The sequence below is a fragment of the Alloyangia mangrovi genome (assembly GCF_002300555.2).
Classification (GTDB): Bacteria; Pseudomonadota; Alphaproteobacteria; order Rhodobacterales; family Rhodobacteraceae; genus Salipiger; species Salipiger mangrovi.
Window position 1 is genome coordinate 1 of the sequence record NZ_NTHN02000073.1, and the last position, 19,844, is coordinate 19,844.

Genomic DNA, 19,844 nt, shown 5'->3' on the forward strand with positions numbered 1-19,844 from the left:
CGGCCAGCTCGGGGAGTTCCAGCCGCGACAGCGCCCCGCCGCGCGGCGCCACCGGCGCCCGCAGGGCCGCGAGGACACGCACGCCGCTCACAGAACCGCCTCCAGCCGCCGGGCGATCTCGCCGGAGGTCAGGCTTGCCCGAGACGGTGAGGGGGAAGTCCTCGGAGGCCGATGAGCCCGCCGCGGCGCCGCGAGCGGCCCGAAAGCGGCGCGGCAGAGGGCAATGAGCCGCCCCCGAGGTGGCCGCGTCGCAGGCCCCGGCGACCACCGCCACCAGATGCACGCCCCGGCGCGGATCCGGGCGCGGCAGCACGGCGCAATGGCGCACCCCGGGATCGCCGAGCAGCAGCGCCTCGATGTCCTCGGGAAAGACGTTGCGGTCGGCGATGGTCACCATCCGGCTGCGCCGCCCGGCGACGGTGAGCATCCCGCCCGCGTCGAGCCGACCCATCTCGCCGACGGTCAGGAAGCCGCCCTGCCAGCGGGTGTCGGCGCTGGCGCCCTCGGCGTAGCCCTCGAAGAGATAGGGGCTGCGCACCCAGATCTCGCCGAACTCCCCCTCGGGCGCATCGATGCGGATCTCGACGCCCGGATAGGCACGGCCCACCACGCCCTCAAGCGTCACCGCGTCGCCCCAGGCGATGAAGCTGGTCTCTGCCGCGCCGTAGAACTCCCGCAGCTCGGCCGCGGGGCAGAGCGCGGCGATCCGCGCCCGCAGCCCCTCGGGCATCCGCCCGCCGCCGCAAAGAATGTGGCGCAGCGCCGGAAGCCCCTGCCCCGCCGCGCAGAGCAGCCGCAGCTGCGTCGGCGTGGCATAGAGCACCGTCGCCGCTTCTGCATGCAGCGCCGCCGCCTGCCGGGCGGGGCGCAGATCGTCCAGGCACAGCAGGTCCGCCCCCAGCCAGGCCGCCTCGGCGATGGCATAGAGCGCCAGAGAATGCTGCGGTGCGCCGAGCACGGCGTAGACATCGCCCGACGTGATGCCGAGCGCCGCGGCGTTCACCCGGAAGCTGGCGATCCACGAGCCATGCGTGCGGCGGATCGCCTTGGCCGCGCCGGTGGTGCCCGAGGAACGGCTCTGCAGGATCCCTTGCGCGGCCTCCGGCAGCCGCGCGATCCCCTCCGGCCCAATGCTGAACCCGGCCCCCTCCGTCAGCGCGGCGCGCAGGTCGCGCAAGAGCGCGCCCGGCGCCTCCGGGGCGCGCAGGCGGCAGTCGGGATGCCAGTGAAAGAGCGTGTCATGCACGGGGGAGACCTCGGGTCAGCTGCGAACCCGGTCCTTTTCCCCCAAGCCGCTCCGGGAAGCAAAGTGCAAGTTGGCGCGGATGGTGGCGGCAGGACCGCCTCCGGCGGGCGTATTTGGAAAGAGAAGAAGCAGGGGCGCGGCTTTCTTCTAGGGTCAAATATCCCGGGGGCGCCGCGCAGCGGCGGGGGCGGAGCCCCCAGACGCCCCACCGTCAAACGCGCCGCAGCGTCGCGTGGAGAACCAAGTTCCCATTATGTTCCCGATCCTCTATGCTCACCGTGATCAGACCAAGCCGCAGGGCAGCGCAGGATCGGGCAGCAGATGACACAGGTAGAGATCACGGCAGGGAAAGCCGCGGGGCAGGCCGACCCGCTCGCGGCGCTGAACGCGAACCAGCGCGCCGCCGCCACCTTCGGGGTGCGGCCAGGGGACGCCGCACCGTCAGGACCGCTGCTTGTGATCGCCGGGGCCGGCTCGGGCAAGACAAGCACCCTCGCGCACCGCGTGGCGCATCTGCTGATGAACGGCGCCGATCCTCAGCGCATCCTGCTGATGACCTTCTCGCGTCGCGCCGCGACCGAGCTGACCCGCCGGGTCGAGGCGATCACGACGCGGGCCATGGGCACCGGCATCGTCGCCGAGGCGCTCACATGGGCCGGCACCTTCCATGCCGTCGGCGCGCGGTTGCTGCGCGAGCACGCGCCGGCCATCGGGCTCAATCCCGAGTTCTCGATCCACGACCGCGAGGACAGCGCCGACCTGATGAACCTCTGCCGCAACGGGCTCGGCCTGTCGCAGACCGAGACGCGGTTCCCCGCCAAGGGCACCTGCCTGTCGATCTATTCGCGCGCGGTCAACGCGGGCGAGCCGCTGGCCGAGGTGCTGCGCGATCACTTTCCGTGGTGCGCCATGTGGGAGGCCGAGCTGAAGGCGCTCTTCGGCGCCTATGTCCGCGCCAAGCAGGACCAGAACGTGCTCGATTACGACGACCTGCTGCTGGCCTGGGCGCAGGTCATGTCGGATGCCGAGTTCGCCGCGCATATCGGCAGCGCCTGGGACCACGTGCTGATCGACGAGTACCAGGATACCAACCGCCTGCAGGCGCGCATCCTCATGGCGCTGAAGCCGGATGGGCGCGGGCTGACGGTGGTGGGCGACGACGCGCAGTCGATCTACGCCTTCCGCGCCGCGACGGTCCGCAACATCCTCGACTTCCCCGCCGCCTTCGCGCCGCCCGCCGATGTCATCACGCTCGACCGCAACTACCGCTCGACCGCGCCCATCCTCGAGGCCGCCAACGCGGTGATCGGGCAGGCGCGCGAGAGGTTCACCAAGAACCTCTGGACCACCCGCGCCTCGGCCGAGAAGCCCCGGCTGGTCACCGTCAGCACCGAGGCCGATCAGGCGCGCTACATGGTGGATCGCATCCTCGAGGACCGCGAGACCGGCACCACGCTCAAGCAGCAGGCGGTGCTGTTCCGCACCTCCAGCCACTCGGTGCAGCTCGAGGCCGAACTGACCCGGCGCAACGTGCCTTACGTGAAATTCGGCGGGCTGAAGTTCCTCGACAGCGCCCATGTGAAGGACCTGCTGTCGGTGCTGCGCCTCGCGCGCAACCCGCGCGACCGGGTGGCGGGCTTCCGGGTGCTCCAGCTCATTCCCGGCATCGGGCCGAAATCAGCGGCGAATATCCTCGATGCGCTGGATCTCTCGCCCGATCCCGCCGCCGCGCTGAACGACGTCGCGCCCCCCCGCCAAAGCCGAGGCCGACTGGCCCGGTTTCGTCGCCGCGATGACCACCCGCGCGCCCTGGCCCGCTGCCATCAGCCTTGCCCGCGCCTGGTACGAGCCGCACCTCACCCGCATTCACGAGGATGCAGACACCCGCCGCGGCGACCTGCTGCAGCTCGAGCAGATCGCGCTAGGCTACCCCTCGGCCGAGGCCTTCCTAACCGAGCTGACGCTCGAACCTCCGGATGCCACCTCGGACCGCTCGGGCGTGCCGCTGAAGGACGAGGATTATCTCATTCTCTCGACCATCCATTCCGCCAAGGGGCAGGAGTGGAAATCGGTCTACCTGCTGAACGCGGTCGATGGCTGCATCCCCTCGGATCTCGGCACCGGCTCGACGCCGGAGCTGGAGGAGGAGCGGCGATTGCTCTACGTCGCCATGACCCGCGCCAAGGACCGGCTGACGCTGGGCCTCCCGCTGCGCTTTTACGTCACGCAGCAGAGCCGTGGCGGCGACCGGCACGTCTATGCCACGCGCACCCGCTTCATCCCGCGCGAGCTGCTCGGGCATTTCGAGAGTCTGCACTGGTCCCCGGCGCCGCAGGGGGGCACCCCCGCCCCGGCGCCGGGCCGCATCGATATCGCCGCGCAGATGCGCGACATGTGGGGCTGATCAGGCGGCGAAGAGCCCCTCGAAGTCCTTGAAACCCTTGATTTCGATCGGGTTGCCCGAAGGATCGAAGAAGAACATCGTGCGTTGCTCGCCCGGCTCGCCCTCGAAGCGGATCACCGGCGGGATGTCGAAGTCGATGCCCTTCTCGGCAAGCCGGTCCGCCAGCGCCAACCAGTCGTCCAGCCGCAGCACCGCGCCCATGTGCGGCATCATGACCATGTGTTCGCCGACCTTGCCGGTACGGGTCACCAGAAATGGCTCGCCAAGGTGCAGCGAGAGCTGGTGGCCGAAGAAGTCGAAATCGACCCAGGTGTCGGTCGAGCGGCCTTCCTCGCAGCCCAGCACGTCGCCGTAGAAGGCGCGCGCGGCATCGAGATCAGTGACGTGAATCGCGAGGTGGAAGAGGGATTTCATGGCTGCCCCTTGAGCGTTTGAGAAGCGCCGGACGCATCGCCCGGCGCGTGGTGGACCAGGGATTGCCCATTCCGCAGGCATCGTAAAGGGGGCCTGCAGGCGCCCCGTGATCCAGGGTGCGTGTCTCGGAGGTCCCCCAGGGTCACCTTGGGCCGGAGCGAGAGGTTAGATTAAATCTATCTATTACGGTTGTTTAACTCGCATCCTTGCGAGACGGACCGCGCCGATGCCTGCGGGCGTAGGGGTCGATGTATAACCAGCGCTTATTATTATAGTTCAATTATAATCCTGATTTGTATTGCTCCTCTCCGGGCCGGGCGGCTTCTTGAAGCCACGTCTCGCATCCTCCCGATGCCAACAAAACAGACCCCCAACACGGAGCCACCTCATGACATCCAAGAGCCTTCTCCTCTCCGCCGCGCTCACCGCCCTTGCCGTTCTCCCGGCCTACGCCGAGGGCTACAAGGTCGCGCTCGACGGCACTTTCGCGCCCCACGCCATGCCCAGCCTCTCGGGCGGGGTCGAGGGCTTCAACGTCGATCTCGCCGCCGCCATCGGCGAAAAGCTCGGCGTGCCGATGGAGGTGGTCGCCGCGCAGTTCTCCGGCCTCATTCCGGCGCTGCAGGCGGGCACCTACGACTTCCTCGTCGCCCCCACCACGGTCACCGGGGAGCGTGCCGCGAACCTGCTCTTCTCCGAGGGCTTCATGGACACCAACTTCGCCTTCACCGTCCCCGCGGGGACAGAGAAGATGGAAGGGCTCGACGCCTTCAAGGGCAAGACCATCGCGGTCAACAAGGGCTCGGTCTACGAGAGCTTCCTGACCGACAAGGCCGAGGAATACGGCTGGGAAGTGGTGGCCTATGGCACCAACACCGATGCGGTCGAGGCGGTCTCGACCGGCCGCGCCGATGCCAACCTCGCCGGCGCCACCGTGTCCGCATGGGCCGCCAAGCAAAACCCGCGCATCGACCTCAGCTACGAGTACCCCACGGGCCTCGTCTGGGCCTTCCCCTTCCGCAAGGACGACGTGGAAACCCGCAACAAGATCGACGCCGTTCTCGAATGCCTGAAGACCGACGGCACCATGGTGGCCCTGTCCGAGAAATGGTTCGGCGTGACCCCGAGCGAAGACACCACCATTGTCACCCCGACCCCCGGCTACGGCACCCCCGGTTTCGACGGCTACGACGAGACCGCGCACGACGTCTCCTGCGACTTCTGATCCCTGACATTGCTCCCTGAACCCAACGGACGGGGCGGCTACCACCCCGTCTTCCCAGCCGAAAGACAGTCCATGCCCGCAGCCACCGCCCCATCCACCGCAAAGGTCCATCAAAGACCGATGCTCGAGATCAACCAGCTTCAGAAGAGTTTCGGCGACACGCAGGTGCTGACCTCGATCGACCTCAGCGTGAAGCCGGGTGAGCTGGTCTTCGTCATCGGCCCCTCGGGCTCGGGCAAGTCGACCATGCTGCGCTGCTGCAACCGGCTCGAGGAGCCGACCTCTGGCAGCATCCTGCTGGACGGCGAACATGTCACCGCCTGCCACGGCGCCGCGCTCGACAGGATGCGGCTGAAGATCGGCATGGTCTTCCAGGGCTTCCACCTCTACCCGCACAAGTCGGTGCTGGCGAATGTCATGCTGGCGCAGGTCAAGGCACTGAAACGCTCCAAGGAAGAGGCCAGGGCCCGCGCCATGGAGATGCTCGAACACGTCGGGCTGGCGCATAAGGCGGACGCGATGCCGAGCGAGCTCTCGGGTGGCCAGCAGCAGCGCGTGGCGATCGCCCGCGCGCTGGCGCTCGATCCCAAGGTCATGCTCTTCGACGAGCCGACCTCGGCGCTCGATCCCGAGCTAGTGGGCTCGGTGCTGAAGGTGATGAAGCAGCTCCGCGACGAGGGCATGACCATGGTCGTGGTCAGCCACGAGATGGACTTCGCCCGCGAGGCCGCCGACCGCGTGGTCTTCATGGACGGCGGCGTGGTGGTCGAGGCCGGCACCCCCGAGGAGATCTTCGGCAGCCCGAAATCCGAGCGCCTGCGCGCCTTCCTCTCGCGCCTGCACCCGAGCGCGTCATGAGGTTCCTCGACACGTTCTTCGACGGCGCGGTGATGGCGAAATACCTGCCTGACCTGCTGTCGGCCATCGTCACCACGCTCTGGCTCAGCGCGATCATCGTGGTCGGCGGGCTCGCTCTCGGCCTCGCACTGGCCTGCCTGCGCACGCTCGGTCGCTGGTACCTGACCCTGCCCATCGTCGCTTTCGCCGACATCGGCCGCGCGCTGCCGCCGCTGGTCGTCATCCTGATCTTTTACTTCGGCCTGCCCGGGCTCGGCCTCAACCTCTCGGGGCCGATGGTGCTGATCCTCGTGCTGGGGGGCGTGCTTGCCGCCTTTGCCGAGGAGATCTTCTGGGCCGGTCTCACCGCCGTTCCCAAGGGCCAATGGGAGGCGGGCCGCGCCACCGGCCTCAGCTTCGCGCAGACGCTCTTCGAGATCGCCCTGCCGCAGGCCATCCGCATGGGCATCCCGCCGCTGGTCAACCGCGCGCTGGCGATCACCAAGATGACCGCGCTCGGCTCGGTGATCGGGGTGAAGGAAATCCTCGCGGTCTCGTCGTCGGCGCAGAGCTTCTCGGGCTCGGCAACGCCGCTGACCATGGCCGCGCTCGCCTATCTCGCGATCTTCCTGCCGGTGGTCATCCTCTCGCGCCTGCTCGAACGGCGCTACGCCTGGGCCGTGTAAGGGGCACATGACATGAGCAACTTCATCGACCTCTTCTTCAACCTCGATATCATGGGCCAGGCCTGGCCGCTGCTGCTCAAGGGGCTGATCATCACGCTCGAGCTCTGCGCGGTGGTCATCGGGCTCGGCCTCGTCGGCGGACTGCTGCTGGCGCTCGGGGCCCTGTCGCCCAGCAAGTGGCTGAAATGGCCCGCCGTGGGGTTCATCGACCTCTTCCGCGCGCTGCCGCCGCTGGTGCTGCTGGTCTTCGTCTTCTCCGGCCTGCCCTTCGCCGGGCTGGAACTGAGCCCCTTCATGGCCGTGGTCGTCGCGTTCTTTCTCAACAACTCGGCCTATTTCGCGGAAGTCTTCCGCGCCGGCATCCAGTCGGTGCCCAAGGGCCAGACCGAGGCTGCCCGCGCCACCGGCCTGAGCAAGGCGCAGACCCTCGGCCACGTGGTCCTGCCGCAGGCGGTGCGCAACGTGCTGCCCGACCTGCTGTCCAACACCGTCGAGGTGGTCAAGCTGACCTCGCTCGCCTCGGTCGTCTCCCTCTCCGAGCTGCTCTACTCGGCCAACATGGCCCGCTCGGTCACCTACAACTCCTCGCCGCTGATCCTCGCGGCGCTGATCTACCTCGCGATCCTCTGGCCGCTGGTGCGCCTGATCTCGCGGTACCAGCGCGGGCTCGCGGTGCACTGAACGTCCCTGAAAGGAAACTCCCATGACGAAGATGATTATCGGCGGTGCCCAGATCGGCGGCATCCAGAAGGACGAGACCCGCGAAGAGGTGATCGCCCGGATGATCGCCCTGATGGACGAGGCGCACGCCAAGGGCGTGAAGTTCCTCGTCTACCCCGAGATGACGCTGACCACCTTCTTCCCGCGCTTCTACGTCGAGGACCGCGCCGAGTTCGACCACTGGTTCGAGACGCAGATGCCGAACCCCGCCGTTCAGCCGCTCTTCGACAAGGCGAAGGCCTGTGGCATGGGCTTCACCTTCGGCTACTGCGAGCTGACACCGGAGGGCGAGCACTTCAACACCTCGATCATCGTCTCCCCCGAGGGCGAGATCGTGCTCAAGTACCGCAAGACCCACCTGCCCGGCCACGCCGAGTTCGAACCCGAGCGCACCCACCAGCACCTCGAGAAGCGCTACTTCCTGCCCGGCGACACCGGTTTCGGCGTGGTCAAGAACCAGGATGTGATCATGGGCATGGCGATCTGCAACGACCGCCGCTGGCCGGAAAGCTGGCGCGTGCTCGGCCTGCAGGGCGTGCAGCTGGTGACCATCGGCTACAACACGCCCTCGCAGAACAACCTCTCCTCCGAGGAGGGCATCGAGCGGCGCATGTACCACCACGAGCTGTCGGTCTGCGCCGGGGCCTACCAGAATTCGACCTATGCTGTGGCCGTGGCCAAATGCAGCATGGAGGACGGCAACCACATGTTCGCCGGTTCGATCATCGTCGATCCCGACGGCTTCGTGGTGGCCAAGGCGACGGGCGAAGGCGACGAGCTGATCACCCACGAGGCGGATTTCGCCAAATGCGACTTCGGCAAGTCGACAGTGTTCAACTTCGCCGCGCACCGCCGGATCGAGCATTACGGGCTGATCGCAAGCCAGACCGGTGTAAAGGTGCCGGAATAAGACAGGCGCGCCGGGCCCTGTCCCGGCGCGTGTCACCGCGGGGACAGACAGAACGACCGCCCGGCGCGGAATGGAAGGAGAGACGGGATGCAATTCGACACGGTGATCCATGGCGGCCTGATCGCGACCGCCGACTACACGGCGAAGGGCGACATCGGCATCCGCGGCGGGCGCATCGCCGCCGTGGCCGAAAAGCTCGAGGGCGGTGAGCGCCGGATCGACGCGGGTGGGCGCATCGTCGTGCCGGGTGGCATCGAGGCGCACGCGCATATCGCGCAGGAAAGCTCCTCGGGCGTGATGACCGCCGACGACTACCTCTCGGGGTCGATCTCGGCGGCCTTTGGCGGCAACTCGTCCTTCATCCCCTTCGCGGCGCAGCAGCGCGGCCAGTCGGTCGACGACGTCATCGCCACCTACGACGCCCGCGCCGCGCGCTCGGTCATCGACTATTCCTATCACCTGATCATCTCGGACCCGAAGCCCGAGGTGCTTGAGGACCAGCTGCCCCGCGCATTCGCCCGCGGCATCACCTCGTTCAAGGTCTTCATGACCTACGATTTGATGAACCTCGGCGACGGCGGCATGCTCGACATCCTGACGGTCGCGCGCGAGCACGGCGCGATCACCATGGTCCATGCCGAGAACAACGACATGGTCAAATGGATGAACAAGCGGCTGGCGGCCAAGGGGCTGACCGCGCCCAAGTACCACGCCATCTCGCGCCCCGAGCTGGCCGAGGAGGAGGCGATCAATCGCGCCATCCAGCTCGCCAAGCTGGTCGACGCGCCGCTCTTCATCGTGCACGTCTCGACCGAGGGCGGCGCCGAGATCGTGCGGCGGGAAAAATTCAACGGTGCCAAGCTCTTCGCCGAGACCTGCCCGCAGTACCTCGCGCTCACCCGTGCCGATCTCGACCGGCCGGGCATGGAGGGGGCGAAGTACATCTGCTCGCCGCCGCTGCGCGACGGGCGCACGCAGGACGCGCTCTGGCACCACATCGCGCAGGGCACGTTCGAGAGCGTCTCCTCGGACCACGCCCCCTATCGCTTCGACGCGACCGGCAAGTTCCTGAACGGCAGCGACATTCCCTATCCCAAGATCGCCAACGGCATGCCCGGCATCGCCGCGCGCCTGCCCTATCTCTTCTCCGAGGGGGTGGTGAAGGGCCGGATCACGCTCGAGCAGTTCGTGGCGCTCTCGTCCACCAATGCCGCGAAGACCTTCGGCTGCGACAGCAAGGGCCGGATCGCGCCCGGCATGGACGCCGACATCGCCATCTGGAACCCCGAAGCACGGCTCACGGTGACGGCCGCGGACCAGCACGACAACATGGACTACACCCCCTTCGAGGGCATGGAGCTCACCGGCAAGCCCGAGGTCGTCCTGAACCGCGGCGCGGTGATCGTCGAGCATGGGGAACTGAGGGCCAAGGAAGGCCAGGGCCGCTTCGTAGCCCGCCAGCCGGTCGACCTGCGCGGCAAGCCCGGCTGGACCGCCAAGGAGTTCGATCCGGCGCAGAACTTCGGCGCGGAGCTGCGCTGATGGGGCCGATCCTCATCATCAACCCCAACTCCTCGGCCGCGGTCACTCAAGGCATCCGCGAGGCGATCGCGCATCTGGAGCCGGCTAGGGGCCCGGCCTTCGAGGTGACCGACCTGCCCTCGAGCCCGGCCTCGATCATGACCGTCGAGGACGTGGCCCGCGCCGGGATCACCCTCGCCGAGCTGGCGCGAACCCGGTCCGACGCATCGGTCGTCGTCTCGGCCTGCTTCTCCGATCCCGGCGTCGAGCTGGCCCGCACATTGGTGCCGCAGCCGGTGCTCGGCATCCAGGAGGCCGGGATCCTCACCGCCCTGGCGCGTGCGGACCTCTTCGGCGTCATCGCGCTCTCGCCCGGTGCGCTGCCGCGCCACCGGGTGAAGATCCGGGCCATGGGGGTCGAGGGCCGGCTCGTCGCCGAACTGCCCCTGCCCGGGGTTTCGGCCGAGGCCTCGGGGCGCGACCCGGAGCTCTATGCCATGTGCGTCGCCCTTGGCCGCGAACTGGCCGCGAAGGGCGCAGGCGTCGTGGTGCTGGGCTGCGCCGGCATGGCACCGATCCGGGCACGGCTCGAGCGCGACATCGGCATCGCGGTGATCGACCCGGTTCAGGCCGCCGCTGCCATGGCGCTGGGGCTCGCGGGAGCCCCGGAATGACGGTCGAGCCGGGCCTTCCCGACGTCTCGCTGCGGCTGCTGGAGATTTTCGCCGCGATGATGCGCTGCGCCACCACGGTCGAGGCTGCCGAGCAGCTGCGCATCTCGCAGCCCGCGGTCTCGGCCGGGCTGCGGCAGCTCGAGACCCAGCTCGGCCTCACCCTCTTCGAGCGCACCGGGCGGCGCCTGCAGCCCACCGCCGAGGCAAAGGCGCTCTACGAGGAAATCCGCCCCGTCTTCAGCTTGATGCGCGGCTTCTCGCAGCGGGCGCGCGACATGAAGCTCGGCATGGCCGGGCGGCTCAAGGTGATCGCCACCCCGCCGCTCGGCTATTCGGTCGCCCCGGTCGCCCTGCGCCGCTTTCTCGACAGCCGCCCCGACGTCTCGGTCGCCTTCGACGTGCGGCGGCTCGAGCAGGTCAAGGACGCGGTGCAGAGCGGGCAAGCCGACATCGGCCTTGCCATCGACCACGACCGGCAGACGGCGGTGAACGTCGACGTGCTGCAGCGCGCCCATATGGTGGCCCTGGTGCCGAAGGACAGCCCGCTCGCGGCCAGGCCCCACCTCACCGCGCTCGACCTGCAAGCCGAGCCGATGGTCGGGCTGGAGATGGCCTCGAACCTCGGGCAGCTGGTGCGCAAGGCTTACGAGCAGGTCGGCGCCACCTATGCCCCGCGCATCGAGGTGCGCTACTGCGCCACCGCCACCGTGCTGGCGGCGCAGCACCTCGGGGTGACCGTGGTCGATCCCTATTCCGCCACCACCCATGCGACCGACACGCTGGTCTGCAAGCCCTTCCTACCCGCCTGCGAGGTTAAGGCGGTGATGTACACCCGCCGGGGCGTGCCCTACTCGGGGCTGCTGCACAGCTTCATGTCGGACCTGCGCGCCGCCTTCGCCGACAGCGACCTGCTGATCGCCGAGCCGCCGCGGGGCTGACCCTTACCCTTTCCCCTTGAATGAGAACACCCGGACAGTTGCCTGCCCGGGTGTCCTCTGGTCTCGCGAAGGCCCCTGCCCTCAGCCTGCCGTGCGTTGTACCTCGGCCATGCCAGCGTGACCCGAGGAGCGCAGGGCGCTGTCGAGCAGGTGACGCGTATAGGGGTGCTCGGCCTGCAGCTTGCGCATCGCGTCGACTTCCAGCGTCTCGACGATCTCGCCGGTCTGCATGACCGCCACGCGGTCGCACATGTGGCCGATGACGCCGAGATCGTGGCTGACCATCAGGTAGGTCAGGCCGAACTCGGAGCGCAGGTCGGACAGCAGGTTGAGGATCTCCGCCTGCACCGACACGTCGAGCGCCGAGGTCGGCTCGTCGAAGAGCATGACCTTGGGATCGAGCGCCAGCGCGCGGGCGATGGCGACGCGCTGGCGCTGGCCGCCCGACAGCTGGTGCGGGTAGCGGAAGCGGAAACCGCCGCCCAGACCCACCTGCTCGAGCAGCCGGTCGATGCGCGCATCCACCCCGTCCCTGATGCCGTGCAGGGCCAGCGTCTCGCTCAGCACCCGGTCCACGGTCTGGCGCGGGTGCAGCGAGGCGTAGGGATCCTGGAAGACCATCTGCACCCGGCGGTAGAACTCCTTCGAGCGGCCGAGGCGCTGCAGGCTCTCGCCGCCGACACGCATCGCGCCGTGCCAGTCGGGCACCAGCCCCACCAGCGCGCGCAGCACCGTCGACTTGCCCGAACCGGACTCGCCGACCAGACCGTAGCTCTCGCCCTGCGCGACGCTCAGGTCGATCCCATGCACCACGCGGGTGCGTTCGTGACCGTCGCCGAAGAAGACCTCGAGCCCCTCGATCTGGATCTCTGTCTGGCTCATAGCATTGCACTCACGGAGGGGGCCTCGCGCCAGGCGGGATCGCGCGTCAGCGCCTCCAGCCGCGGCCGCGGGCGTTCGAGATCGGGGACCGAGTTCAGCAGGCCCAGCGTGTAGGGGTGTTTCGCCTCGTGCAGCTTGCCCGCCTCGCAGACCTCGACGATCCTTCCTGCGTACATCACCGCCACCCGGTCGCAGAAACCGGCGACGAGGTTGAGATCGTGGCTGATGAAGATCAGCCCCATGCCGCGCTCGCGCACCAGCCTGTCCATGATCTCGAGCACCTGCAACTGCACCGACACGTCGAGCGCCGATGTGGGCTCGTCGGCAATCAGGATCTCGGGGTTGGGGATCAGCATCATGGCGATCATGATGCGCTGGCCCATGCCGCCCGAGACCTCGTGCGGGTAGAGCTTCATCACCCGTTCCGGCTCGCGGATCGCCACGGCATCCAGCATCTCCAGCGCGCGGGCCCGCGCCTGCGCCTTGTTCACCTTCTCATGGGTGCGCAGCGCCTCGATGATCTGGTCACCGACGGTCATCACCGGGTTCAGCGAATACTTCGGATCCTGCATGATCATCGAGATATGCTTGCCGCGGATCGCGCGCATCCGCTTCGGCGAAGCGGTGAGCAGGCTCTCGCCCTGCATCTCCAGCCGGTCCGCCGTCACCTCACCCGGCTTGCGGATGAGCCCGAGGATGGCCCGGCCGGTCATCGACTTGCCCGAGCCGGATTCGCCGACGATCCCCAGCCGCTCCTTGCCGAGCGAGAGCGAGATTCCCCGCACCGCCTCGAAGGTCCCGGAACGCGTCGGGAAGCGCACCGAGAGGTTCTCGATATCCAGAAGATTGCTCATTTGCCGGCCTCCTTCGGATCGAGCACGTCGCGCAGACCGTCGCCGATCAGGTTGAAGGCGAGCGAGATGGCGAAGATGGCAAGACCGGGGATGGTGGCCACCCACCAGTAGTCGAGGATGTACTTGCGCCCCTCCGAGATCATCGCGCCCCATTCCGGGCTCGGCGGCTGCGCGCCAAGGCCGAGGAAGCCGAGGCCCGCGGCGGTGAGGATGATCCCCGCCATGTCGAGCGTCACCCGGATCACCAGCGACGAGATGCAGAGCGGCCAGATGTGCTTGGTGATGATCCGCAGCGGCCCGGCGCCCTGCAGGCGGATGGCATGGATGAAGTCCGAGTTGCGGATGGTCAGCGTCTCGGCCCGGGCGATCCGCGCATAAGGTGGCCAGGCGGTCAACGAGATCGCCAGGACCGCGTTCTCGATCCCCGCCCCCAGCGCCGCCACGAAGGCCAGCGCGAGGATCAGCCGGGGGAAGGCGAGGAAGATGTCGGTCACGCGCATCAGCACGGTGTCGACCCAGCCGCCGAAATAGCCCGCGGTGGTGCCGATGATCAGCCCCAGCAAAGGCGCCACCAGCGCCACCAGCAGCACGATGTAGATCGAGATCCGCGCGCCGTAGAGCAGCCGCGAGTAGATGTCGCGTCCAAGGCTGTCGGTGCCGAAGATATGCCCCTCCCAGCCCGGCGGCTGCAGCCGCGCCCCGAGGTCCTGTGCGAACGGGTTGTCGGTGGCCAGCATCGGCGCGAAGAGCGCCGCCAGCACCAGCAGGGTCAGCACGATGAGGCCGAGCGAGGTGAGCTTGTTGGAGGTCAGCTTCAGCCAGCCCTGGTACCAGGCGGCAGCGCGCGCCTGGCCGCGGGACTGCGGCGTGTCGCTCAGCAGCCAGGCCTTGAGGCCCGGCTTGGTGGATGTGTTGGAGTTCGAGGTCATGACTTGGCCCTCGGATCGAAGAAGCGGTAGAGCAGGTCCGACAGGATGTTCAGGCACACGAAGATCGTGCCGATCACAACGGTCCCCCCGAGCACCGAGGCCATGTCGTTGGACAGCAGCGAGGTGGTGATGTAGCTGCCGATACCCGGCCAGGCGAAGATGATCTCGGTCAGCACCGAGCCTTCGAGCAGGTTGGCATAGGCCAGCGCGATCACCGTGATGAGCTGGATGGCGATGTTGCGGAAAGCGTGGCGCCAGACCACGTTCCACTCGCTGAGGCCCTTTACCCGCGCGGTGATGACATATTCCGAGTTCAGCTGCTCGAGCATGAAGCTGCGGGTCATCCGGCTGATGTAGGCAAGGCTGAAATACCCCAGCAGGCAGGCCGGCAGGATGATGTGCGACAGCGCGTCCTTGAAGACGTCCCAGTCGCCGGCGATGATCGCGTCGACCAAGAGCAGGCCCGTGCGCGTCGGCACCAGCCCCTCGTAGAAGACCCCGAGCCGCCCGGGCCCGGCGACCCATCCGAGGATGCCGTAGAAGATCAGCAGGCCCATCATGCCGAGCCAGAAGATCGGCATGGAATAGCCCACGAGGCCGATCAGCCGCGAGAGCTGGTCGATCCAGCTGCCGCGGTAGACCGCGGCGAGAACGCCCAGCGGAACGCCGAGGACAACGCCCAGAAGCGTGCCCAGCGTGGCGAGTTCCAGCGTGGCGGGGAAGACGCGCGCAATGTCCTCGGCCACCGGCTTGCCGGTACGGATCGAGGTGCCGAAATCGCCCTGCAGCACGTCGCCGACATAGATGCCGAACTGCACGATCAGCGGCTTGTCGAGACCCAGCTCCAGGTAGACCTGGTCGTATTGCGCCTGAGAGGCGCGCTCGCCGATGACCGCGAGCACGGGATCGATCGGCATCACGCGGCCGATCATGAAGGTGACGAAGAGCAGACCCAGCAGGGTGATCGCCACGGTGAAGGCAAGGCTGACGGTCTTCTTCAGCCAGTTCGGCGGAAAGGAGGGCGCAGCGCGCCCTCCCCCGGTGTTCGTCGTCTGATGCGTCACGGGATTACTTCGTCACGGCCCAGTACGACACGGCGGTGGTTGCACCACCGGCCACGAAGTGCTCGACGCCGTTCTGCATCGCGTTCTGCTCGATCTGCTGGAACATGATCGCGAAGGGGCTGGTCGCCATGAACTCGCGCTGCAGGTCCTCGTACATCTTCGCCCGCTTGGCGCTGTCCTGCTCGACCACGGCGGCGAGGGTCTCTTCGCTCATCTCCGGCAGCGCCCAGGCGTTGCGCCAGGCCAGCAGGCCGGTCGCGCCGGCTTCGTCGCTGTTGTCGGGGTTATAGGCGAAGGTGCCGGCGTTGGTGTTGGGATCAGGATAGTCCGGGCCCCAGGCCTCCAGCGAGATCTGGTGCTGACGCGCGCGGTAGGTGTCGAGCGTCTGCGCGCCGGTGCCCACCACCAGCTCGGCCTTGATGCCGATCTGGCCCCAGGTGTTCTGCAGCGACTGGCCGATGTCGATCCGGTCCTGCGCCTCGCGCACGCCGATGGTCACCTCGAAGCCGTCGGGATAGCCCGCCTCGGTCAGCAGCGCCTTGGCCTTTTCCAGGTCCAGCGTGTAGGGCGTGTCGTCGATCGCCCCCATGAAGGTCTTGGGCAGGAAGGCCTGGTGGGTGATGTACTGGCCCTTCAGGAAGCTGTCCTGCATGCCCTGGTAATCGGTGGCGTATTTCATCGCCTCGATCACCTTCGGGTTGGAGAGGATCTCGTTCTTCTGGTTGGCCGACCAATACATCAGGCGGCCGCGCAGCTCGTCGACGACCTTGACGGTGTCGACCGACTCGAGACCGGCCACGTCCTCGGGCGAGAGGTTGCGGGCGATGTCGACGTCACCGCGCTCGAGCTGCAGGCGCTGGGTGGCGCTTTCCTGGATGTGCTGGACGATCACCCGCTTCATCGCCGGCGCGTCGCCGGTGAACTCGGGGTTCAGGTCGAGCGTGTAGCTCTCGTTCGGCTTCCACGAGGCGAGTTTGTAGGGGCCCGAGCCGGCGGTGTTGTCGCGCAGCCAGGCGTTGCCCATGTCGCCGTCCTGCTCGTGCTCCATGACCGTCTTCATGTCGACGATGCCGCCGATGGTCGCGGTCAGGCAGTTCAGCACGAAGGACACGGCGTAGGCCTTGTCGAGCTTCAGGACGAGGGTCTTCTCGTCAGGCGCGACGATGGTCTCTTCGACGTTCTCGGGGGTGAAGCCGAACTGCGTCAGGATGAAGGAGGGGGTCTTGTTCAGCAGCACCGCGCGGCGCAGCGAGAACTCGGCATCCTTCGCTGTCACCGGGTTGCCCGAGGTGAAGACGTGGCCTTCGGCCATGGTGAAGGTGATCTGGGTGCCGTCCTCGGAGACTTCCCAGCTTGCCGCCAGCTTGGGCTGGTAGCCGGCGTCGAGGTCCAGCGGGTCGAAATCGACCAGCGGCTCGTAGACGTTGCGGCTGATGTCGGCACCGGAGAACTCGAAGCTCTCGGCCGGGTCAATGGTCTTGATGTCGTCGATGCGCTGCGCGATCACCAGCATGTTCGGCGGCGTTTCGGCCTGCGCGGTCAGCGCGGTGCTGGACAGCAGCGCGGCGGTCAGCAGTGCTGCACCGATGCGCATGGTCCGCGACGGGGTGTGTCGGGTCATGGTCGTCTCCCTGAAGTTTCTTGGTCTCTCGCTGCGCGCTTCGGCGCCGCTGCCGCCAATCTCTCCATCCCGAAGGCGGGTCAAACAGACTTCGCAGCGTCACCGGGCGCGATTGCGCGAGGTTCGGCCAGTTTTTGCTCCGTGTCGATCATTTTTTGATCAAATAGGAAAAGTCCGAGGGGGTTTCGTCGCGTCATGAATCACCCCTCGGGAGGCCCTGCCGAAGGGCCGTAGCGCAAGGTTTTGTCGGGCTTGTCTTTTCGGCAAACACCAGCGCGGCGCCGGGGCCTGGAGACGACCGGGCGTCATGCAGCACGACGACCTCGCGTTGCCGTGTTCTGCGGCAATTCGCGCCCCGCCCCGTCCTTCAGCCCCGTCGTGAAATCGGGCAAGGGAGCGCCCAATGACAGGCGTGCAGGAAAGGCCCCGGACCATGACCAAGGAACACCGTTTCGCCCTCGGGCTGACCGCGCTCGCCCTGCTGGCAACGCTGGCCCTGCTGCTGGTCCTGCCGCGGATCGACGCCAACCGCGCGGCGCTGCTCGGGCGCGGCGACTACACGCTCGGCACCACCGACGGCAGCGCCTTCACCGAGGCAAGCCTGAAGGGGGCCCCCTCGGCCGTCTTCTTCGGCTTCACCCATTGCCCCGAGGTCTGCCCCACCACCATGGGCGACATCGCCACCTGGAAGGAGGACCTGCCTCAGTCCGCGGATCTGCGCGTCTTCTTTGTCTCGGTCGACCCCGAGCGCGACACGCCCGAACTGCTGCACGATTACGTCTCCTGGGTGCCCGGCGTCACCGGGGTGACCGGAGATCCCTCGGAGACCGCCAAGGCGATCGGCGCCTTTGGCGTGCAGGCCGAGCGCATCGACTTCTCCGAGGGCGGCTACACCATGGACCATTCGGCCTATGTCATGCTCTTCGACGCCGATGGGCTCTTCGTCGAGACGATCCCCTACCAGTCCAACTTCGCCGAGGCCGAGGAGAAGCTGCGCAACCTGCTCGAAGGCAATCCCGAGGGCCGCGGCGCACGGCTGCCGCGCGATCCCATCGGCTGGCTGTGCTTCTCAGTCCAGGCCGCGCTGAGCTGACCACCGCGACGGGCCGAGGGCTCTTGCTGACGCCGCGTGCGCCGGTCTATCTGGAGCCGATGGCGCGGGGCAGCTCCTGCCCGCCCGCGCGCATCTTGGCCCGCGGCAGGGGCTCCACGACGACGCCCGCCGCTCCTTGAAAGGACGTTTCATGACCATCACCCGCATTGAACCCGGCGCCCGCATGAGCCAGGCCGTCGTGCACAACGGCATCGTCTACCTCGCCGGCCAGGTCGGCGAAGGCGCGGATATCACCGCGCAGTGCAAGGACGCGCTCGCCTCGGTCGACCGGCTGCTGGCCGAGGCCGGCTCGGACAAGTCGCGCCTGTTGACCACCACCATCTGGCTCGCCGACATGGCCGATTTCGCCGCGATGAACGCCGTCTGGGATGCCTGGGTCGACCCCGCGAACCCGCCGGCCCGCGCCACCGGCGAAGCCAAGCTCGCGACCCCCGACTACTTCGTCGAATTCATCGTCACCGCCACCGTCGCCTGACCCGGCGCTGCGGAGAACGATATCCCGCGCGCCGTTTCCTTGCGGCGCGCGGTTCCCTGTCCTCGGCACCGGCCAGCGCGGGCCCAGGATATTTTAACTAAATCGCAACGACTTTCGCGAAGTCTGACCCCTGTCCACCTGCGGAGCCGCCGCCGGCGCGGACAGTGACAACCCCAGCTTCGGTCCGCCGCGATGCGCAAACCCGCGCTCTCCATCGTCATCCCGCTCTACAACCGCGTGGCGCTGATCGGCGCCTGCCTAAGCCGCCGATCAACGAGATGTATCCACACCTCTCAATATGGCAACGCTCAGCAAAGCGGCTCGGAGAGCGCAATGCCTCCGGTACGAAGGCGAGGGCAGGATCCAGCAGGCAGGGGCCGGCTAGATCCGATTCTGCCAGTCGGCTTGGGGACGCTTGTCGAAAGGGCATTGCTCCCGCAGCTCGGTTCGGCTTTCCAGCAACGTGGGTCACCCCGGGGGGAAGTCCGAACTTCTGCGCATTTAGCCCGGGTCACTTGGTAGGCCCAGCTCACCGCACTGCCTGCTTCGCGCGGGCGCTTCCGGCCGCGCCAGTGGTCCAGCTCACCACCACCCGGAATCCGTTCCCGCGCCAGAAGCCGTTCGGCTCGAGGCTGCCCCGGTAGAGGCCGTTGGCCTTGTGCCGCCCCGACGAGAAGCAGCCGCCGCGCAGTACCCGCCGCACGCTCGCTGCGGCGTCCAGAGCCTCGCGCCCGTCCTCGGCCCAGGGAAAGGCGAAGCCCGGCGCGGCCATGTCGTCGCCCCAGAGCGTCGTGCACCACTCCCAGGCCTGCCCGGCCATGTCGAGGCAACCGAAGGCCGAGGCACCCTCGGGGAAAAGCCCCACCGTGCAGATGTCGTTGAAGCCGGTCTCCTCGTCGTTGGCGTGTTCCGGCGCCCAGTCCATGCCCCAGGGATAGGCCAGCCCCTCGGGGCCGCGCGCGGCGGCTTCCCATTCGCGCTCTGTAGGCAGGCGCACGGTCTGATCCGCGGCAATGCGACCCTCGCTGCGCCAGGCCTCGGTGAGCCAGGTACAATAGGCGCGGGCGTCGTGCCATGTCAGATCGGTGGCCGGATGGCTGGCCCGCTCCGGCGCGCGGCCATTGGCCGAGAGCCAGCCGCGCCCGGTCGCCTCGACGAAGCGCAGGTAAGCGGCGCAGGTGACCGGGTAGGCACCAATGCGGAAGGCGGCCAGGGTGACCGAATGCGCCGGGGCGGAGTTGGGATGCAGATCACCGCCCATCGCGTATCGCCCCGCGGGCACCGCCACCAGCGCGTCGAGCGCGCGCGGATCGCCCAACCGGGCCAGCGC

At 67.8% G+C, this 19,844-nt stretch carries 19 protein-coding genes and 1 pseudogene; 12 read left to right on the plus strand and 8 right to left on the minus strand.

Translation table 11 applies throughout. From position 1 onward, the window contains the following. Nucleotides 1–1,246, minus strand: a 1,246-nt coding sequence (locus tag CLG85_RS24315; RefSeq protein ID WP_260350184.1) for an AMP-binding protein, incomplete at its 3' end; no start/stop codon positions are given. A 321-nt stretch (nucleotides 1,247–1,567) separates the two neighbouring features. Here CLG85_RS24315 and CLG85_RS24320 point away from each other — a divergent pair. Together CLG85_RS24320 and CLG85_RS24325 are read left to right on the plus strand one after the other, a co-directional pair. Then, nucleotides 1,568–2,878 (plus strand): annotated as a pseudogene (locus tag CLG85_RS24320) (ATP-dependent helicase); the annotation flags it as partial. 160 nt (nucleotides 2,879–3,038) lie between these two features. Continuing rightward, nucleotides 3,039–3,650 (plus strand): 3'-5' exonuclease, encoded by a 612-nt coding sequence (locus tag CLG85_RS24325; RefSeq protein WP_260350187.1) that lies wholly within the window; start codon nucleotides 3,039–3,041, stop codon nucleotides 3,648–3,650. On the opposite strand, the gene CLG85_RS24330 is transcribed toward CLG85_RS24325, so the two are convergent. Continuing rightward, on the minus strand, nucleotides 3,651–4,064 hold the full coding sequence (locus tag CLG85_RS24330; protein WP_095880847.1) for a VOC family protein: 414 nt from the start codon (nucleotides 4,062–4,064) through the stop codon (nucleotides 3,651–3,653). It lies immediately after the preceding gene. A 388-nt stretch (nucleotides 4,065–4,452) separates the two neighbouring features. Between CLG85_RS24330 and CLG85_RS24335 the strand changes: the two genes are divergently transcribed. The 8 genes from CLG85_RS24335 to CLG85_RS24370 all read left to right on the plus strand — a co-directional run bounded on the left by CLG85_RS24335 (nucleotide 4,453) and on the right by CLG85_RS24370 (nucleotide 11,575). Beyond that, nucleotides 4,453–5,289 (plus strand): transporter substrate-binding domain-containing protein, encoded by an 837-nt coding sequence (locus tag CLG85_RS24335; RefSeq protein ID WP_095880848.1) that lies wholly within the window; start codon nucleotides 4,453–4,455, stop codon nucleotides 5,287–5,289. A gap of 120 nt (nucleotides 5,290–5,409) precedes the next feature. Further along, nucleotides 5,410–6,147, plus strand: a complete 738-nt coding sequence (locus CLG85_RS24340; RefSeq protein ID WP_095880849.1) for an amino acid ABC transporter ATP-binding protein — start codon at nucleotides 5,410–5,412, stop codon at nucleotides 6,145–6,147. After that, entirely contained in the window at nucleotides 6,144–6,812 is a 669-nt protein-coding gene (locus CLG85_RS24345; protein WP_095880850.1) for an amino acid ABC transporter permease, read from the plus strand. Before CLG85_RS24340 ends, CLG85_RS24345 begins: the two co-directional genes overlap by 4 nt. Nucleotides 6,813–6,824: 12 nt before the next feature. Further along, complete coding sequence (locus tag CLG85_RS24350) at nucleotides 6,825–7,493, plus strand: amino acid ABC transporter permease (protein WP_095880851.1); 669 nt, start codon at nucleotides 6,825–6,827, stop codon at nucleotides 7,491–7,493. Nucleotides 7,494–7,515: 22 nt separating this feature from the next. Next, nucleotides 7,516–8,442, plus strand: a complete 927-nt coding sequence (locus CLG85_RS24355; protein ID WP_095880852.1) for an N-carbamoyl-D-amino-acid hydrolase — start codon at nucleotides 7,516–7,518, stop codon at nucleotides 8,440–8,442. A gap of 87 nt (nucleotides 8,443–8,529) precedes the next feature. Further along, nucleotides 8,530–9,984: a dihydropyrimidinase gene (gene hydA, locus CLG85_RS24360; protein ID WP_095880853.1), complete on the plus strand. Its 1,455-nt coding sequence runs from the start codon at nucleotides 8,530–8,532 to the stop codon at nucleotides 9,982–9,984. Further along, complete coding sequence (locus tag CLG85_RS24365) at nucleotides 9,984–10,637, plus strand: aspartate/glutamate racemase family protein (RefSeq protein ID WP_095880854.1); 654 nt, start codon at nucleotides 9,984–9,986, stop codon at nucleotides 10,635–10,637. Before hydA ends, CLG85_RS24365 begins: the two co-directional genes overlap by 1 nt. Then, entirely contained in the window at nucleotides 10,634–11,575 is a 942-nt protein-coding gene (locus tag CLG85_RS24370; RefSeq protein WP_095880855.1) for a LysR family transcriptional regulator, read from the plus strand. The genes CLG85_RS24365 and CLG85_RS24370 overlap by 4 nt, the downstream gene beginning before the upstream one ends. A gap of 81 nt (nucleotides 11,576–11,656) precedes the next feature. Here the strand turns inward: CLG85_RS24370 and CLG85_RS24375 are convergent, their stop codons facing one another. From CLG85_RS24375 to CLG85_RS24395, 5 genes are all read right to left on the minus strand, one after another. Continuing rightward, nucleotides 11,657–12,457 carry an ABC transporter ATP-binding protein gene (locus CLG85_RS24375; RefSeq protein WP_260350185.1) on the minus strand — a complete coding sequence of 267 codons (801 nt, stop codon included), beginning with the start codon at nucleotides 12,455–12,457 and terminating at the stop codon, nucleotides 11,657–11,659. Beyond that, on the minus strand, nucleotides 12,454–13,311 hold the full coding sequence (locus CLG85_RS24380) for an ABC transporter ATP-binding protein (RefSeq protein ID WP_095880857.1): 858 nt from the start codon (nucleotides 13,309–13,311) through the stop codon (nucleotides 12,454–12,456). The genes CLG85_RS24375 and CLG85_RS24380 overlap by 4 nt, the downstream gene beginning before the upstream one ends. Continuing rightward, nucleotides 13,308–14,240 carry an ABC transporter permease gene (locus tag CLG85_RS24385; RefSeq protein WP_095880858.1) on the minus strand — a complete coding sequence of 311 codons (933 nt, stop codon included), beginning with the start codon at nucleotides 14,238–14,240 and terminating at the stop codon, nucleotides 13,308–13,310. Before CLG85_RS24385 ends, CLG85_RS24380 begins: the two co-directional genes overlap by 4 nt. Then, on the minus strand, nucleotides 14,237–15,241 hold the full coding sequence (locus tag CLG85_RS24390; RefSeq protein WP_260350188.1) for an ABC transporter permease: 1,005 nt from the start codon (nucleotides 15,239–15,241) through the stop codon (nucleotides 14,237–14,239). Before CLG85_RS24390 ends, CLG85_RS24385 begins: the two co-directional genes overlap by 4 nt. A 67-nt stretch (nucleotides 15,242–15,308) precedes the next feature. After that, entirely contained in the window at nucleotides 15,309–16,925 is a 1,617-nt protein-coding gene (locus CLG85_RS24395) for an ABC transporter substrate-binding protein (protein WP_095880859.1), read from the minus strand. 433 nt (nucleotides 16,926–17,358) lie between these two features. Here CLG85_RS24395 and CLG85_RS24400 point away from each other — a divergent pair, with 433 nt between their 5' ends. After that, nucleotides 17,359–18,018 carry an SCO family protein gene (locus tag CLG85_RS24400; RefSeq protein WP_095880862.1) on the plus strand — a complete coding sequence of 220 codons (660 nt, stop codon included), beginning with the start codon at nucleotides 17,359–17,361 and terminating at the stop codon, nucleotides 18,016–18,018. Nucleotides 18,019–18,169: 151 nt separating this feature from the next. Then, nucleotides 18,170–18,514 carry a RidA family protein gene (locus CLG85_RS24405; RefSeq protein ID WP_095880860.1) on the plus strand — a complete coding sequence of 115 codons (345 nt, stop codon included), beginning with the start codon at nucleotides 18,170–18,172 and terminating at the stop codon, nucleotides 18,512–18,514. 529 nt (nucleotides 18,515–19,043) lie between these two features. On the opposite strand, the gene CLG85_RS24410 is transcribed toward CLG85_RS24405, so the two are convergent. Continuing rightward, on the minus strand, nucleotides 19,044–19,844 hold an 801-nt coding region (locus tag CLG85_RS24410), incomplete at its 5' end, for a formylglycine-generating enzyme family protein (RefSeq protein WP_260350186.1).

Bases quoted from the DNA above. Each gene is read 5' to 3' on its own strand.
- CLG85_RS24325 (WP_260350187.1), top strand. From the start codon at position 3,039: ATGACCACCCGCGCGCCCTGGCCCGCTGCCATCAGCCTTGCCCGCGCC.
- CLG85_RS24330 (WP_095880847.1), bottom strand. From the start codon at position 4,064: ATGAAATCCCTCTTCCACCTCGCGATTCACGTCACTGATCTCGATGCC.
- CLG85_RS24335 (WP_095880848.1), top strand. From the start codon at position 4,453: ATGACATCCAAGAGCCTTCTCCTCTCCGCCGCGCTCACCGCCCTTGCC.
- CLG85_RS24340 (WP_095880849.1), top strand. From the start codon at position 5,410: ATGCTCGAGATCAACCAGCTTCAGAAGAGTTTCGGCGACACGCAGGTG.
- CLG85_RS24345 (WP_095880850.1), top strand. From the start codon at position 6,144: ATGAGGTTCCTCGACACGTTCTTCGACGGCGCGGTGATGGCGAAATAC.
- CLG85_RS24350 (WP_095880851.1), top strand. From the start codon at position 6,825: ATGAGCAACTTCATCGACCTCTTCTTCAACCTCGATATCATGGGCCAG.
- CLG85_RS24355 (WP_095880852.1), top strand. From the start codon at position 7,516: ATGACGAAGATGATTATCGGCGGTGCCCAGATCGGCGGCATCCAGAAG.
- hydA (WP_095880853.1), top strand. From the start codon at position 8,530: ATGCAATTCGACACGGTGATCCATGGCGGCCTGATCGCGACCGCCGAC.
- CLG85_RS24365 (WP_095880854.1), top strand. From the start codon at position 9,984: ATGGGGCCGATCCTCATCATCAACCCCAACTCCTCGGCCGCGGTCACT.
- CLG85_RS24370 (WP_095880855.1), top strand. From the start codon at position 10,634: ATGACGGTCGAGCCGGGCCTTCCCGACGTCTCGCTGCGGCTGCTGGAG.
- CLG85_RS24375 (WP_260350185.1), bottom strand. From the start codon at position 12,457: ATGAGCCAGACAGAGATCCAGATCGAGGGGCTCGAGGTCTTCTTCGGC.
- CLG85_RS24380 (WP_095880857.1), bottom strand. From the start codon at position 13,311: ATGAGCAATCTTCTGGATATCGAGAACCTCTCGGTGCGCTTCCCGACG.
- CLG85_RS24385 (WP_095880858.1), bottom strand. From the start codon at position 14,240: ATGACCTCGAACTCCAACACATCCACCAAGCCGGGCCTCAAGGCCTGG.
- CLG85_RS24395 (WP_095880859.1), bottom strand. From the start codon at position 16,925: ATGACCCGACACACCCCGTCGCGGACCATGCGCATCGGTGCAGCACTG.
- CLG85_RS24400 (WP_095880862.1), top strand. From the start codon at position 17,359: ATGACCAAGGAACACCGTTTCGCCCTCGGGCTGACCGCGCTCGCCCTG.
- CLG85_RS24405 (WP_095880860.1), top strand. From the start codon at position 18,170: ATGACCATCACCCGCATTGAACCCGGCGCCCGCATGAGCCAGGCCGTC.